The organism is Coleofasciculus sp. LEGE 07092 (assembly GCF_015207375.1).
In the GTDB taxonomy this organism is placed as follows: domain Bacteria; phylum Cyanobacteriota; class Cyanobacteriia; order Cyanobacteriales; family Coleofasciculaceae; genus LEGE-07092.
The window spans coordinates 20,969-36,895 of sequence record NZ_JADEWY010000028.1 but is presented as its reverse complement, the minus strand read 5'-3'; the positions used below and the strand labels follow the sequence as shown (position 1 = coordinate 36,895).

14 protein-coding genes are annotated in these 15,927 nt (G+C 45.0%); 7 read left to right on the top strand and 7 right to left on the bottom strand.

All coding sequences use genetic code 11. The features are described from left to right. Window positions 1–85: 85 nt before the first annotated feature. Complete coding sequence (locus IQ257_RS29960) at window positions 86–1,030, bottom strand: hypothetical protein (RefSeq protein ID WP_228060560.1); 945 nt, start codon at window positions 1,028–1,030, stop codon at window positions 86–88. A gap of 174 nt (window positions 1,031–1,204) precedes the next feature. On the opposite strand from IQ257_RS29960, the gene IQ257_RS09245 reads away from it, so the two are divergent. The 4 genes from IQ257_RS09245 to IQ257_RS09230 all read left to right on the top strand — a co-directional run bounded on the left by IQ257_RS09245 (window position 1,205) and on the right by IQ257_RS09230 (window position 4,880). Then, a complete protein-coding gene (locus tag IQ257_RS09245) occupies window positions 1,205–1,393 on the top strand; it encodes a ribbon-helix-helix domain-containing protein (RefSeq protein WP_193933002.1) in 189 nt (62 codons plus the stop codon). Window positions 1,394–1,610: 217 nt separating this feature from the next. Next, the gene (locus tag IQ257_RS09240; protein ID WP_193933000.1) at window positions 1,611–2,564 is read left to right on the top strand and encodes a hypothetical protein; all 954 of its coding nucleotides are present in this window, start codon (window positions 1,611–1,613) and stop codon (window positions 2,562–2,564) included. A gap of 79 nt (window positions 2,565–2,643) precedes the next feature. Beyond that, window positions 2,644–3,717, top strand: coding sequence for a glycosyltransferase (locus tag IQ257_RS09235; RefSeq protein WP_193874806.1), 1,074 nt, complete (start codon window positions 2,644–2,646; stop codon window positions 3,715–3,717). 38 nt (window positions 3,718–3,755) lie between these two features. After that, window positions 3,756–4,880 (top strand): polysaccharide pyruvyl transferase family protein, encoded by a 1,125-nt coding sequence (locus IQ257_RS09230; RefSeq protein ID WP_193874809.1) that lies wholly within the window; start codon window positions 3,756–3,758, stop codon window positions 4,878–4,880. A gap of 119 nt (window positions 4,881–4,999) precedes the next feature. Here the strand turns inward: IQ257_RS09230 and IQ257_RS30710 are convergent, their stop codons facing one another. Next, entirely contained in the window at window positions 5,000–5,134 is a 135-nt protein-coding gene (locus IQ257_RS30710; protein ID WP_265584491.1) for a hypothetical protein, read from the bottom strand. Between IQ257_RS30710 and IQ257_RS09225 the strand changes: the two genes are divergently transcribed. Continuing rightward, window positions 5,126–5,332, top strand: a complete 207-nt coding sequence (locus IQ257_RS09225; protein ID WP_193874811.1) for a hypothetical protein — start codon at window positions 5,126–5,128, stop codon at window positions 5,330–5,332. The two genes, IQ257_RS30710 and IQ257_RS09225, sit on opposite strands and share 9 nt — an antisense overlap. 274 nt (window positions 5,333–5,606) lie before the next feature. On the opposite strand, the gene IQ257_RS09220 is transcribed toward IQ257_RS09225, so the two are convergent. Continuing rightward, window positions 5,607–6,851 (bottom strand): zinc ribbon domain-containing protein, encoded by a 1,245-nt coding sequence (locus tag IQ257_RS09220; RefSeq protein WP_193874813.1) that lies wholly within the window; start codon window positions 6,849–6,851, stop codon window positions 5,607–5,609. 118 nt (window positions 6,852–6,969) lie between these two features. Beyond that, window positions 6,970–7,686 (bottom strand): N-acetylmannosamine-6-phosphate 2-epimerase, encoded by a 717-nt coding sequence (locus tag IQ257_RS09215; protein ID WP_193874815.1) that lies wholly within the window; start codon window positions 7,684–7,686, stop codon window positions 6,970–6,972. 119 nt (window positions 7,687–7,805) lie between these two features. Between IQ257_RS09215 and IQ257_RS09210 the strand changes: the two genes are divergently transcribed. Together IQ257_RS09210 and IQ257_RS09205 are read left to right on the top strand one after the other, a co-directional pair. Continuing rightward, window positions 7,806–8,264, top strand: a complete 459-nt coding sequence (locus IQ257_RS09210) for a sugar ABC transporter permease (RefSeq protein ID WP_228060558.1) — start codon at window positions 7,806–7,808, stop codon at window positions 8,262–8,264. 9 nt (window positions 8,265–8,273) lie between these two features. Further along, the gene (locus IQ257_RS09205) at window positions 8,274–10,379 is read left to right on the top strand and encodes a caspase, EACC1-associated type (RefSeq protein ID WP_193874817.1); all 2,106 of its coding nucleotides are present in this window, start codon (window positions 8,274–8,276) and stop codon (window positions 10,377–10,379) included. Window positions 10,380–10,508: 129 nt separating this feature from the next. Here IQ257_RS09205 and IQ257_RS09200 read toward each other — a convergent pair whose 3' ends face one another. The 3 genes from IQ257_RS09200 to IQ257_RS09190 all read right to left on the bottom strand — a co-directional run bounded on the left by IQ257_RS09200 (window position 10,509) and on the right by IQ257_RS09190 (window position 15,847). Next, window positions 10,509–11,297 carry a DUF4058 family protein gene (locus IQ257_RS09200; protein ID WP_193874819.1) on the bottom strand — a complete coding sequence of 263 codons (789 nt, stop codon included), beginning with the start codon at window positions 11,295–11,297 and terminating at the stop codon, window positions 10,509–10,511. A gap of 116 nt (window positions 11,298–11,413) precedes the next feature. Continuing rightward, entirely contained in the window at window positions 11,414–12,787 is a 1,374-nt protein-coding gene (locus tag IQ257_RS09195) for a GH1 family beta-glucosidase (RefSeq protein ID WP_193874821.1), read from the bottom strand. 99 nt (window positions 12,788–12,886) lie between these two features. Next, window positions 12,887–15,847 carry an efflux RND transporter periplasmic adaptor subunit gene (locus tag IQ257_RS09190; RefSeq protein ID WP_193874823.1) on the bottom strand — a complete coding sequence of 987 codons (2,961 nt, stop codon included), beginning with the start codon at window positions 15,845–15,847 and terminating at the stop codon, window positions 12,887–12,889. Window positions 15,848–15,927 lie beyond the last annotated feature (80 nt).

Genomic DNA, 15,927 nt, shown 5'->3' with positions numbered 1-15,927 from the left:
ATACGAGATACCTGTAATACCATCAGGAAAAATGATTATTCTTACGTTGGGCAGAGAACATCAAAACTCAGGGCTGGATGTTTGACTATTCTGGAGTACACAACACACTTGTGAGGGTTTCCGGAATCTCTTCAAAATGCTCTAGCAAGAAGTCCATTAAAGCCAGGTGACGCAAATCAATAGGGTGCGGGCGGCGGTAGTCTCGACCTCTCCTGAACCAACACTGCACGGTGGAAGTCGAGCGAGAACAGATATAGGCAATCGTTTCGTAATTCACGTCCCACTTGCGATGAAACTGCCTGGGTGTCATTGCCAGTTGACAGTGGCTGTAGAGGTCGATCAGGTTTTTCTCTCGTTGAGTGAGGGGACAAGGATTGCGCCTACGTCGGGCATTGTAGCGTCCGGGTGGGCTATGGACAGAGGGAGAAGCGTCTGGAAGGCGGGATTTGAGCGGACTTGTTTCGAGCGGTTGTAAATCATCTTCCCAGGCGGTGTCGGTAGCTGTCCAAGCTGCACTAGGAGACTCTGGGTCGAGTTGAATGAGATAGCCAACTGCCCACTGATACTGATGTCGGGCATAGGCATAAAATCGACCCATTACGATACCCCAGTCTGAGTTTGGGGAGAGAGTCCGCCACCGAATGAGCTCGCCTTCTTGGTAGCGGGGGGCAAAGTCTGTGGGGAAGTCGGTGGGGGAGTCAACTGAGGAGGGTGGGATTGGCAAGCTGATTGGTTCACAAAGCACGTCAGAGTTGCCATGGCGGATGGTGTTTAAGTAACTGGCAATCATTTTGCCGTTCAGGTTTTGGGTTAAGCGCTGTATTAGGAGAACTGCTAGGCTTTCGAGTTCGTATTCCTGTAAGTGCATCCAAGCGGCATTGAAGTCCTCGTCGGCGTAGTTTCTCAGATGAGATAGCAGTTGAGCAATTCCGAAATCTTCTAAGGCTTGTCGATAGTCCTCACCATCGGGATGCGGGCTGTCGGAGCGATCGCTCTTTGCTTCTACCGGGCTGGCTTTGATTTGTGGCATTGTGTAACCATAGCTCTCAGTAAAATTATTATAACAAAGTACGTGCTGCATCTCTCGCAAAATGCATCATTCTAGTCAAGAAGTACACAAATAAGCGAAGGTTGTAGTAGGTGTAACAAAATCACCTCCTTAAAAACCAAGGATTCAATTCACTAGGAAAGTGAGATTTACCCAATGAGCAAACGAGTTTCGGTGGTGCTATCCGACGATTTGGCAGAAAATTTGGAAAAACTAGCGACGGCAGAGAGGCGATCGCAAAGTCAAATGGGGGCTATCTTGATTGAGGAAGCGTTGCGTGTAAGACTTCCACAAAAAGGAAACCCCTCATCCTCTAAGCAGAACAAGGGGGCTGTAGCTGGATGAGAGTCTAACTTTTACGGCATCTTGCTAACCCGAATGCTGATGGTGGGGAAGTTGGGGAAGAAATCCATTTATTCTCTTTATCTCCTCTACTCTCCTTATCTTCCCCATCTCCGAATAGACTCAGTAAAGTAGATAATTACCGATATAATGCTAGTCGTTATATCATCAATCACTTGACAGCTAACCAAATCCGGACACGGCTTCTAAGGAGACTTTGATGGTATCGCCCAATTGTTCGCTATCAATTATGGTGGCGCGAACTGATATCCCATTCATGATGCACACGATTCCTCATCTAGTGAGGACGTGTAATTTTCCCTTTACTCAACGCCTACTCGCTGTAGATACCGCACCCCTGTCCGGTGACAAAGTAAGCCGTCCTGGTATCGGCACCCTCGACCAACTCAGAGACTATTGCGATCGCTTATTAAGCTCTGGGGTAGTAGACAAGGTTGTTGATATTGATTATTCAGAAGCTTATCGCCAGCGCATTTATCAAAAGCATTTTGGCGATCGCATCCGCCAAAGTCACAATTACAAAGGCTATCCTATCCTCGGCACCATTTTCTCCATTGAAGAAGTCCCCGGAGATTATGTGCTTCACTTTGATAGTGATATGTTACTCCACCAGCAGCCCGGTTACAGTTGGATTGAAGAAGGCATTCAACTATTACAACAACACTCTGACGTGATGGCGGTCAGACCCTTAACGGGTCCACCAACCCAGGATAGCATCCTACATCAACGTGTACCTTACGAGCGAGATCCACAAGGGTTTTATCGATTCAAGTTTTTTAGCAGTCGGGTTTATCTGACAGCTCGCCAACGTTTTGATAGCTTGCTACCCTTATCAGTTTTGTGGCGCTCCTACAAAAACAAAATTTTAAATCGATTGCCTACACCCGTCAAAACTAAACTGAATTACCTGACCGGAAAAGGAGCACTAGACTCTTGGGAGGTCATGGTCTCAAATCGTTTAGAAGAAACTCCCTACGTTCGAGCTGTTCTAGATTCCCCGAAAGCTTGGACGGTGCATCCCAAAGACCGGGGAAAAGAGTTTATCGAAGCTTTACCCAAAATCATCGAGAAAATTGAGGCGGGATGGTATCCTCCCGAACAGGCTGGGTACTATGACCTCAAGCTAAAATACTGGTTAGAAGTAAAAAAATGACTGTTTTTTTGATCTTTATCTAAATCTAGATATCTAGATTTTGTGCTGAGTAAAGTCCCCTCTATTATCAGATCTTGTTATGCTCGAAAAACTGCCACCCATTTACTTTTATCTGCCTCAGTCTGACTGGCAAGACAATATGCCACAAAAGGCAGATACCTATTGGTCAGGGTTCAGGCGCGGGATTTACTGCTGGACTATACAAACTTATTTAAGGCTAAAAGCGGATGGCTTTCCCTGTGAGTTAGTTGGTACTCTACCTAGCGAGGGTATTGTTTTAGCCCATTGGGATTCTCTACCAACAGATTTACAGCCGAGTTCAAAGCAACTTATTGTTTGTTTTCAGGCAGACCGAGCCAGACACCCCTATGCCCAAATTCATATTGTGCAAAATCCTCAAGGATTGGTAACACAACTCATGGTTCTGGGAGATAAGTATTTACTTCCCGGATTGATCCGTTATATGCCACTTTGGCCACAGCCAGGGTTGATTCCACGCAGTCGGGAACGGAACGATCACTTTGAAAATATTGCCTTCTTTGGACTTGAAGAGAACTTATTACCGGAGTTACAGGGTGCAGCTTGGCGGGAACAGGTTAATACCCTAGGTTTGCAGTGGCATATCGTCAGCAATTTCGAGCATTGGCACGATTACAGCAATGTTGATGCGGTTCTAGCAGTACGCAGTTTCACCCAGCGGGATTACACCTGGAAACCTGCTACGAAGTTATACAACGCATGGCACGCAGATGTACCAGCCATTCTGGGTTGTGAGTCGGCATTTCGAGCTGAGCGAAAAAGCGAACTTGACTATATAGAAGTCACTTCGATTCAGGAAGTGGTATTGGCACTAAAACGGTTGCGCGATGAACCAGAATTGCGTCGATCAATAGTTGAAAACGGTCGAATTCGCGCTCAGGAAACTAGCCCTGAAAAGTTGACGAAACGGTGGAGTACGCTCATAATCGATACAATAGTGCCAGCCTACGAGCAATGGTGTAAAGAATCAAGCTTGACTCGGCAATCGTTTATACTGCGCCGCTCTCTGGCAATTCAAACCAGAAGAACTCGTAAAAGTTTGCAGAAGTGGAGAAATCAGATTGGGTTTCGCACAAGGGTGCGATCACTTTTATCTCAACCTAGAGGTTTCTAAAAGTTCAAGCTAGGACGAAAATCTATAAAAAATAAAAAATGGATATCTCATCTCCGGATAAAATTAGAGAGATTCTTCACAAAAATTTAGGAGAATTAGGAAAATTTGAGCAGTGCGCTCTTCTAGACTATCCTGACAATCGCAATCCTGGCGATCAGGCTATCTGGCTGGGAACTGTACTGTACTTGACTGATGTGTTAAAGGTCAAGATTAATTATGCTTCAAGTCCTGCAGATTTTTCTGAAGCAGAGATGGAAAAACGGATTGGTAAAGCTCCTATCCTTCTCCATGGTGGTGGAAATTTAGGTGATATTTGGTCATATCATCAGAAATTCCGAGAACACATCATTTCTAACTACTTAGACCGTCCAATTTTTATACTGCCACAAACTATTTATTTTCAAAGTTTAGAAAATGCCAAAAAAGTAGCAGATCTTTTCAATTCCCATCCAAATTTGACTATATTTGCCAGAGATAATTATAGTTACGCTCTAGCTAATCGCTACTTTGGAAATTGCCGCATTCTCAAAAGCCCTGATATAGCTTTCCAAATGGCAAATATGCCAAATTTACCCTTCACGCCTCAGCCAAGCTTCCCTATTTTATATCTTTGTAGAAGTGACAAAGAGTTAAATCAAGATTATGCATCTCAATTTGTCGATATACCTGATATCGTTGTCAATGATTGGAAAGCTTTTAAAGATAAGGTGCTTTTAGAAGATTGGATTTCCTATAAATACGAGGGAATTCCTAAAAAGTGGTCACTCCGTAATCGCTGGAATTTAACGAAAGAATTATTTCAAAAAAATGGATCTCAAAAAGCTGCAAACTCTACTGAAATAATATCTTGTTATCTGTCACAATATTTTCATCCCTATGCTAGAAAAATTAGTACTTTATATAACCCTTATATGCATCGTAGAGCGTGGGGATTTGTGCATAGTGGAATTTACCAGCTTAAGCAATATCGTTTAGTAATTACAAATCGCTTGCACGGACATATCCTTTGTACTCTATCAAATATTCCCCATGTATTTTTACCAAATTCCTATCATAAAAATGAAGAATTTTATAAAACATGGACTTACCAAATTCCCTTTTGTAGATTTGTAAAAGATGCTTCAGAAATTAAAAATTCTGTACTAGATTTATTAAAAATGTAGCCCCTTAGTGAGAATGTGTAATTTAATTTACCCTTTTCTCAACGCCTATTGGCTGTAAGTAACCGCACCACCGTCTGGTGATAAAGTAAACCGTTCCGGTATCGTTAGTTTTGAGCAACTCAGAGACTTATCGCAACGGCATCTATTAAAAACATTTTGGCGATCGCATCCGCCAAAGTCACAATTACAAAGGCTATCCCATCCTCGGCACCATTTTCTCCATTGAAGAAGTCCCCGGAGATTATGTGCTTCACTTTGATAGTGATATGTTACTCCACCAGCAGCCCGGTTACAGTTGGATTGAAGAAGGCATTCAACTATTACAACAACACTCTGACGTGATGGCAGTCAGACCCTTAACGGGTCCACCAACCCAGGATAGCATCCTACATCAACGTGTACCTTACGAGCGAGATCCACAAGGGTTTTATCGCACTACAAGTTTAGGTTAGGACATTTCTACATCCTGAAACCCAGTCACAGCTTACTGTTTCCTGTTCCCCGTTCCCTAGCGCGTAGCGCTATATCGATTCAAGTTTTTTAGCAGTCGAGCTTATCTGACAGATCGCCAACGTATTGTAGGGACACGATATATCGTGTCTCTACCAGATGTAGCGTCTGTGCGTAAGTCCTGTATTAATTACCAGACAGGGACAAGCTCAAACCTTTGACCGCCAAAATCTGAACGTTCTGCTGTAATGGGGTTCCCCAGGATACGCTGTTCCATTATTGATTAGAAACTGGCTCTTGAGAATGTCCACACTGTTTACAATACTGCAAATATTTATAGGTCAACTCATGACAGCTTTCACATTCAACGTATTGATAGCAACTACAGTGTGGACAGTAATAATCATGAAGCTTTATTTTCTTTGCACACTGGATACAGCGTGATTCTTGAACTCTGCTAGCTGCCTGGACTTTAGTATTAAATACAATTTTTTGAAAAAATTTGATAATTCCAAAGCCAAGCAATGGAATTAGTAAAATATAAACATAACTGAGTAAGAAAATTAACCCGCCAAACAGAGTGCTAGCGATATCAAAGATAAATTCAACTAGTGTACCAAATTGAAGGAATTCAAAGATTTTAATAATTAGGGGGACAAAAAATACGACTGATAAATGCCAGCTAATCAGTGAAATCAGTCCATATCCTTTTCGTTGAGCAAAGTTATGAACTGATAAGGCGATGAGAATTAATGGTACAAGAAATAGAAATTGAAACGTCAGTTGGATGCTCGGATACCAAAATGATGCCTGTTGATAAGCTTGTTCAACCGCACTAAATTTACTATCATCCTTAAGAAAGGTAATAAAACCAACACTTTCTGTCTTGACAAGTAGTTGCTTTTTAAGCTCGGATATTTCTTTTTTAAATGTAGAAATATTGCGATTATTTTGATCTAACTCCTGTTTGGCTTTTTCTGCACCAACGACATTAATAGAGCGTTCACGGGACTGACCTGCAATTTTTTCCAAAAGAGTGGAGTCATATTGAGCGCGAATAGTGCGATTGGATTCTTCAAGTGTACTAACTTTTTCTTCTTTCTGAGCAATAGTTGTTATAATTTGCTGATTTTCAGGAGTGTTAATCTTATCTTTGTAGTTGCCATAGTTCAAACAAATTGGAGAAACTTTTCCTAGATGCCCTTGTTCAGCTTGCTGATAGATTTGCTGAAAACTCCGTTGATCCCCTGTGTTATTGCTGAATGAAGATTTGACAATTTCATAGTCTTTATCTTGAGTGGTGTTTGTTTGATAATTTTCCCACTCGGTATAGCAGGGATAAGCCTGTGAAGGGTCGATATACCATCGGCTAATATCATCCAGTCCGGCAAAAACATTAGTTAATATAAAAATGTCAATTAAAATAATGACAATCAAACTAACTTTATTGAGGGGTTCGTTTTTGATTGTCCTCGACTTCCTAAAAAAAATCCTAAAAAAACGACGTATTTGCGTAAACATATTATCTATCTAATGGTTACTAACTTAATAATTTAGCTTGCTTGTTTCTACCACTCTACTTAGTAGCATAGCGGTTGCTAATTCAACGGTATTGTAGCAAGTCTTAACAAGAAACAGCTTATCCGTCGTTGTCCTTTTTCCTGTCCCTAATTACCTCTTGATAGGCTTTCACCTGCAAATCAATACCCGTAATTGCTGTCCCGACAACCACTGCATAAGCTCCCAACTCCAGCGCTTGTTGTGCCATCTGGGGCGAAGCAATACCCCCCTCGCAAATTACTGGAATATCCAATTGTTCTACCATCTGAGATAGCAAGTCAAAACCAGGGGGCTTGAGATGTTGAGTTTGCGCCGTGTAGCCGTAAAGTGTCGTTCCTACCATATCAGCTCCCGCTTTAACGGCTGCGATCGCACTTTCAATCGTATCCACATCTGCCATTACCCGCTTGCCCAATTCCTCGTGAATGCGGGTAATTAAAGTTGCAACCGTTTCTCCCCCAGGACGTTCCCGCAAGGTAGCGTCAATGGCAATAATATCAGCCCCCGCAGAGGCGATCGCTTCCGCATGATGAAATTGGGGTGTAATGTAAACCTCAGACCCTGGTAATTGCTGCTTCCATAACCCGATAATTGGTGTCGTGGGACATTGGGAGCGCACTGCCTTAACATGAGCAGGGGTATCAATTCGCACGCCAACCGCTCCTTGATTTACAGAAGCTTGCGCCATGGCTGCGATGACTATTGGATCATGCAGGGGGGAATCAGCAGGAGCCTGACAGGATACAATTAAACCGGACTGCAAAGATGCAATAGGATCGAGAGAATGATTTGGCATAGTTATTTTATCGCAGATTTTGCACCCGTTGGATAGGGACTTTCACAGTATTTTTGAGCAACCACATCTTCTTCAATTCACAGATCTCGTTCGGCAACATTCTAGTCACAGAAATCTTCTTGCCAAGATTTCCGGAAATCTATCCCAAGACGGATGTAATCACCATTAAGATAATTGATAGTACTCAGGCGGTTGACATGGTAAGTACATCTAATCTTCAGGTTACGATTTCCCTATCCGACCCCAATTTGGATGATGAAGACTTGCAAGCAGAAGTGGAAAACTTGCTACCCCAGATTAAAGAGGTGGATGGGGTTGAAGAGGCAAATTTAGTTGCCGTTGAGCAAGCCCCTCCAGATTCAAAAGCTTTGGGGGGCTTTTTGTTGGGAGTACTTACGGCTGAAGTGAATCCGGCTAATATTAAAGCGGTGTTTCGATTTTTGAACGATCGCTTCGGTGGCAAACCCATTAAACTGGATATCGAAGCGCCTGATGGTAGAAAACTGAGCATTGAAGCGAGCTCTCAAGCCGAATTTGACTATGCCTATCAGAAAGCACAGGAATTTCTAAAACAATAGGCAGGCAACATGGCGAAGGTAGCACTGCTGATAGGGGTGAGTGAGTATAAGCCTGGGTTAAATCCTTTGCCTGCGGCAGTGAAGGATATTGAGGCGATGCGGCGTGTCTTGGTACATCCGGAAATGGGTGGCTTTGCTGAGGCGGATATCACCGTGCTGAAAAATCCCCAACGGCAGGAGATGGAAGAAGCCATTTATAGGTTGTTTGCCAATCGCCAGAAGGATGACTTGCTGTTGTTTTACTTCTCTGGGCATGGGATTAAAGATGAAAGCGGTAGGCTTTACCTGTCCACCCGTGCTACTTACAAAGAAAAAGGGAGATTGTTTGAACCATCGGCAGTAGCAGCGAGTACACTGCACGAAAGAATCAATAAGAGCAAATCCCAGAGGCAAGTGTTGATTCTGGACTGTTGCTTTAGTGGTGCCATTGCTCAAGGGTTGACGGTGAAAGATGACGGCAGTGTTAATGTTCAGGAACACTTAGGTGGCAAAGGACGGGCGATTCTTACGGCTTCCACCTCAACTCAATACTCCTTTGAGCAGGAAGGTTCAGAACTCTCTGTCTACACTCGCTATCTGGTGGAGGGAATTGAAAAAGGGGCAGCCGATAAAGACGGGGATGGTTGGATTTCGGTGGATGAGTTGCATAACTATGCCAGTGTCAAAGTAACAGAAGCGGCTCCGGCAATGACTCCCAAGTTCTACCCAGTGGAGGAAGGCTATAGAATTCGGCTGGCAAAGTCGCCCAAGGATGACCCTAGGCTGAAGTATCGCAAGGAACTTGACAAAATTGCTTTAGAAGATGAGGGTGATATCTCTCCGATTAACCGTTTCTGCTTAGAGGAGTTACGAAATAACCTGAAGTTATCCACACCAGAAGCTGAAGAAATTGAGTTAGAGGTTCTGGAACCTTATCGAAAGCGCCGAGAGAAATTGCAACGCTATGAGCAAGCTTTGTCTCAAGCAATTAAGTTGCAATATCCACTCCGCCAAAAAGACCGTAATGCATTAAAGCGCTTCCAGACAATCCTAAATCTTAGAGATGAAGATATCGCTCAAATCGAAGCACGAGTCATCGCCCCTAAAAAGGCAGAGTATGAGCGTAACCTCAAGCAAGCAGAGCAACGACAACAGGAGGCGGAGCAACTCAAACGACAACTAACGCCAACCCCTTCCCCAGCTCCCAACTCGCACACGAAGATTAAAACTCAGCTATTTGAGTTTGAGGTTGCAACTCTCTCCGTCGTGAAGAAATCAGGATGGTTTAGTGGTGAGAAAGTTACTTGCGAAATCAACCGCAGTCGTGGGCGGGCAGAGTTCTTTACAGAAGACTTGGGTAATGGAGTAACGTTGGAAATGGTCACCATTCTAGGTGGCAAATTCCTCATGGGTTCTCCAGAGAGTGAGCAAGGACGGGCAAAGAGCGAAGAGCCACAGCACACCGTCACTATTCAACCCTTTTTCATGGGTAAATTTCCGGTTACACAAGCTCAATGGCAAGTCGTTGCCAGTCTACCCAAGGTCAACATCGACCTCAAACCCGATCCATCCAATTTTAAAGGTGCAAATCGCCCAGTAGAGCAAGTGTCTTGGTATGAAGCCTTTGAGTTTTGTGCGCGACTATCAAAAGCAACGGGGCGAGAGTATCGGCTACCGAGCGAGGCGGAGTGGGAGTATGCTTGTCGTGCTGGAACCACAACTCCCTTTCACTTTGGCGAGACAATTTCAACTGGTTTAGCCAATTACTGCGGGGAGAACAGGACAATCAATGGAACGTTACACTTGGGGTCTTATGGTAACGGTTCTAAGGGAATCTATCGACAGCAAACAACAGATGTAGGCAGTTTTCCAGCCAACGCCTTTGGGCTATACGATATGCACGGCAATGTTTGGGAATGGTGCGAAGATACCTGGCATGAAAATTACAACGGAGCGCCAACGGATGGAAGTGCTTGGATAAATCGGAATGATAATGGCAGCAGGCTTTTGCGCGGCGGTTCTTGGGACTTCCTTCCAAGAAGTTGCCGTTCCACGTCTCGCGTCAGCTCTTTCCCCGACCTCGTCTTCATCAATATTGGTTTTCGGGTGGTGTGCAAGTTGCCGAGGACTCTGTAACCCTTTACTCTCTTACCCTTTACTCTCTTACCCTTTTGCCCTTTGCCCTATTTTCTTTTCTCTCTTGTAACAAGTTAAGGTTCTGACTGCTTGTTTAGATAACCTACCTCGCTCTGCCGAGATAGAACTTTAATTATTTCGCAATCCTTTTTCTCGCAAGAGAGTATCTGCCAAAACTGCGTCTTCTTCCTTCAGAGGTGGGACTGGCTCTTGACTATAATCTATGGCTAAGTTGTATCTGGCACGTTCGTACACGCCATTTAACAAAGTTTGCAAATCCACGAAAGGTTCGGCATCCTTTGACTGTAACGGTAAAGGAAACGAGGGAATCGCTTCTCGCACGCTAAAACCATACAATTGGGCTAGGGGACGGCGATCACCTCGACTCACCACAATTCGATAATCTGAGGACGGAACTTCACCTAAAAATAGCATCGGCTTTCCCCCTCGAAGTAAATCAATTTCTACTAAGTGGGTAGTCGTCGCTAATACTTGTTTTCGCTTCCGTTCGTAAGCTTTTCTTCCCTCACCAGCACGTTTATTCTTAGGAGATAAAATTTCAATCACTGTCACGACATAACTCGTGGTGACTTCTCGGATTTCTAAATAAATTTCCTTGACATTTTCTGGCACGTGCATTTTCACTGTTACAGCTTCAGATGTAGAAGTAAAAGTTGCTGTTGATGAGGTTAGTTTGGCTCCCCGATTTTGAGAGAATACAGCAACATCAGGAATTCCCACCAACACAGAATCTGACTCATCCCTTAAATAAGTGCGCTGCTCGATAGCCACGCGATATTGAGGAGGAATTTGGGGTGCTAAAGCGTCGGCTAAATTCACGATTAACCGATTATGTACTTCTGACCAAAATGCCGGATTTTCTAGATAAGGGTTCATGCCTGGAAATGGAGAAGACATAAAACACTCCTCGCTCGAAAATTTCATTTTAACGTAACTGCTTACTGCAACTGGGTTGTGATATTGCCTTTGTTTATTCTATAGTGTGGCTAATTAACGGGATTCGAGATCATCTCTCAGACAACTCGATTGCTGCGGATGCATTCTCGATACCAATCAAAGCTAGCTTTAGGGATGCGCTTTTGAGTGGGATAATCTATATAAATAATTCCAAAGCGGCGGTCATACCCATAAGACCATTCAAAGTTATCCATCAAACTCCAAAGGAAGTATCCTTTTAGAGGATATCCTTCAGAAATTGCTCGATGGGCTGACCGTAAATGCTGTCGTAGGTAAAGAATGCGATCGGTATCGATAACCTCACCCTTAGCATTCAATTCATCCTTAGCAGCACAGCCATTCTCAGTAATAACGACAGGCAAATCCGAACGTCCAAGGGTTTCACTAATATGGCGAATGCCCCAATAAAGGCTATCTGGCAAAATGTAAAGCCAAGGCATATCTAGTTTAGGATACCCTTGGGGGAAATCGAGACACTCATATCCTAATTGATTATCTACCGCCCGGACATAGGTGCCGGAGTAGATATTAAAGCCGATAAAATCTAAGGGTTGGTGAATGGTTTCTAAATCTCCGTTCTTAATATCCGGCGCATTGTCTCCCAACTGTTCTAGTAATACCGGACTATAAGCACCTGTGAGGGCAGGAACGATAATACCGCCATTCTGCCTGCAAGTATGAAAAGCCTTTTTTGCTGCGTTTATATGGGTGGGTGACTCGTTAATCGGCACGGTGACAGCAAAATTATCCACTAAACTCACCGAACAAGAAACAGGAGAAGCGGCGCGAATTGCCTGACACCCTAAACCGTGTGCTAACAGCGCATGGTGAGAGGTTTGCCACACCTGTTTAGGTGAACTTACCTGAGTTCCTGGTGCATGAGGCGGGATGGAGTTCATCCCGTAACCGATGTGGGTAAAGCAGGAGATTTCGTTGATTGTCATCCAGTGGGTAATGCGATCGCCCAATCGACTGACAACGGCTGTAACATAGTCAGCATAATCCGTTGCCATCTGCCGACTCTGCCAAGATCCATAGGCATCGTCCAGTGCTTGAGGTGAATCCCAGTGAAATAATGTGGCGTGGGGAGTAATGCCATGATCCAGTAAACAATCCACTAGACGCTTGTAAAAATCCACGCCTTCTTCGTTGACTTCCCCTCGCCCCTCCGGAATAATGCGTGACCAAGCAATACTAAAGCGATAATGTTTGATACCCAGTTGCGCCATTAATTCCACGTCTTTTTCGTAGCGGTGGTAATGATCACAAGCAATAGCACCCGTATCACTGTTAACGGTTCGTCCGGGAGTGGCGCTGAAGGTATCCCAAACGCTGGGTTTGCGCCCCCCTTCGGTTACTGCCCCTTCAATTTGATAAGATGCCGTTGCGGTTCCCCACCAGAAATCCTCCGGGAATTGGTAGCTGGTCATAAAATATCATTGGCTTTTCTGCCAGTATTGTACAGACAGAAGAGGGAGTTAGATTGGGAAGCATAAGCTTTCCGCAAGTCAATATTGCCCCATCTGCATCTACTGTTCCGTTTCTGTCCACAGGAATCGCTCCAGGGGAACTAAACGCATTAATTCTCGACCCAAACGTTGATACAGGGGAATCCGTTCTGACCAGATTTTGGCATAACCTGTTGCTCCGGGATACAGTTTCCCGTCGCTGTTATTGACAAAAATCTGTACTCGTGCTAGACGTTGGGGTTGAGACGGTTCGTTTTGGATTTTCGGTAGAATTCGCTTAACAGTGGCACTGTAGGGTCTTAACTTGGCTTGGCGGGGACGAAAGGTAACGGGTTTATTGAGTTCTACATATTCTAAGTCTTCTTCTTTCACGTCTACCGTGGCAGTCAGTTCGTTAAGTTCAGCAATTTCGAGTAAAAAATCTTCTCCAGGTTTCAATTCTTGATTCTTTCGCAAGTCTAAATCACTGGTGAGGACTACTCCTGCCATGGGAGAACGTAGGGTCAGATTTTCTCTGAGGGTTTTAAGCTGAGATAGGCGGTTTTTTAGAGTTGCGATCGCTTTTTGCTGTGTCATCATTTCTGATTCCGCCGTGGCAATCATTTGGGAGGCGTCAATGGCGGCGAGTTGGGATACCGTTTCAGTTTGCAAGTCACTGGCGGTATCGGTTTGGTTTTGTTGGGCGGCATTTATTTCTTGGGTTTTGGCAGCTAAACTACTCTCAATATCTCGCAGTTCGCTTTCTATCTCATCACGGCGGTTGCGGGAAATGGCTCCTTGCTCGTAGAGTTGTTGATAGCGTTGTAATTTTTCTTCGAGTTCTGGGATGCGCTCTTGGAGGCGCTGGCGTTGGGTGTCTAAGACCTGAATTTCGGGTGTAAGTTGACCTTGAGTTATGGCAGTAGCGCGTAAGCTTTCCCGACGAGTTTTTTCTTGCATCGCCTCGGCTACAGCTTGGACTTCTAGGAGTTGCGCTTCGGCACGGATGCGTTGTTTCCGGGTGGTGTCGAGGATTTGATCTGCCTGAACGAGTTGGTGTTCAGTGGCGGCTATTTCTCGGTCTAAGTCTAAACTGGATAACTGTGCCAGAATTTGTCCCGGTTGGACGGTTTCTCCGGGTTGAACGTGAATTTCGGTGACGACTCCGGGCATGGGGGCGCGGATGACTTCTCTGGCACCTTCGCGGGTTTGGAGTTCGACGGCACCCCCCACTTCAAAGGAGGTGGGGATTAAGCTGATTAGGCATAAGCTGGTGGCGATGGTTCCGAGTAGGGCGAAGCGTTGTAGGCGATGAGTTGGAGGGTTTGATGGGGTTGGTTTGGTCGATGGGGGTACGACTTGTAGAGAGGGGGTTTGTTGGGAGGCATTCATGTTAATTTTTGAGTTTAAAGGTTGGGATTGAGGGGGGTTGATGTTGGGAGGAGTTATCGTTTGGTTTTTTTTAAACGCAGAGGTACGCAGAGGTTTTCGCAGAGGTGCGCGGAGGGATTTGTTTCCTGGCTCTCCCGCTCCCCTGCTCCCCTGCTCCCCTGCACCTCCGCTCCTGTGCTCCCCTGCTTGTTTTTGGGGAAAGTAGTAGTAAATTGCCCAAATTGTGAGTAGGGTGGCTGTCCAGAAGGGGATATTGGTGAGTGTCCAGTTGGTGACTAGGGTGAAGATGCTGCCGAAGACGAGTAGGATGTAGAGGAAGCTGAAGGGGGCGTAGGTGGCTAGGATGAGGGAGTTGTGGGAGGTTTCGGGGTTGGGGCGTCCGCGTAGGAGGTTGCCGTAGAATTGGAAGGAACGGCTGCGGAGGTTGTTAATGCCTGTTAGGGCGACTGCCAGGTAATAGCCGTCAAATTTGGCGAGGGGGTTGAGGTTGAGGGCGATGGTGAAGAGTGCCGCAACCATGAGGAGGTAGTTGGTGGTGGCTAACCAATGGGCGGAGAATTGCCATAACCAGAAGGCAGTTGCGGCAATAATCAGTTGACAAAGAACGCCAGCGCCGACGACTAAAATGCGTTTAAATCGGGATAGGCAATAGGAATCGGTGGTATTGGTGTAAGCGGCGGGCATTAAAAACATGAAGAGTAGCCCGACTTCGGGGACAATGCCGTTGTAATGTTTCAGGGTGAAGGCGTGTCCGAGTTCGTGTAGAGTTACCACTAGCATGGCAAGTAGGGCAAAGGGTAGCATCAAAGATGCCCCTTGATTGGCAACGAGTTGTTGTCCGGTGAGAATAATTTCTGGACGCTGGGATAGACTAATTGCTAAGGAAAAGGCTAAAAAAAAGCACAGGATGAGAGCAAAGGGACGTGTCCAAATCCAGTGCAGTTTATGAATATGTTGGGTTAGCCAAGAGTCGGGATTAAATAGGGGAACTTTGAAGAAGAGGAGTTGTAGGGGTGTGAACTTGCGCTTGGGAGGTTTAGCGGGTTTTGTTCCTGCTAACATCCCCGTGGCGGTGAGGAGTTGCAGGAGGTAGCGGAGTTGGTGGAGGCTGAGGTTATTTTGTTTGGCGATATCTGCGGGGGGATGTTTTCCGAGTTGGTTGATAGCGGCTTTACTTTGAGAATCGACTTGCAGAAAGGTGACATCTTCTGGGTTGCGTAATATCCAATAACCATCGGCGTGGGGAATCCACTGGATACATGATTTTAGCTGAAGGTTTGGGGAATTGGAGTGTTGAAGATTTCGCTGTTGACTATCGGAAATGGGGAGTTTGGGTGTAATGGATTCGTTGGATGTGAGGATGCCAATATTGATTAATTTTTGCAGTAATTCCACCACAAAATGGGGGGCAATTGCTGAACCAAACTTCTGCTGACATAGCTGTTGAATCTGAGTAACGGTGAAAATTCCGGTGAAGTGGCTGAGGGCGTAAACCTCTGCTGGGGATAAAGGGATGTGACGATTGTCGTGGCGCGATCGCAGAATGTATTGTTTGGTGGAACCCAGTTGGCTGAGTTGCCAGTAGGGACTGATGTCTGGACAAATCCAGTTGTGTTGATCCTCTGAAGCGGATTGTTGTCCAATCTGCATGATTTTTTTTCAGTAGATGCCTATTTGCAGGTTAGACCGAAACGGGATAGCTAATCAATACGAATGGAAAGGCTTTATCA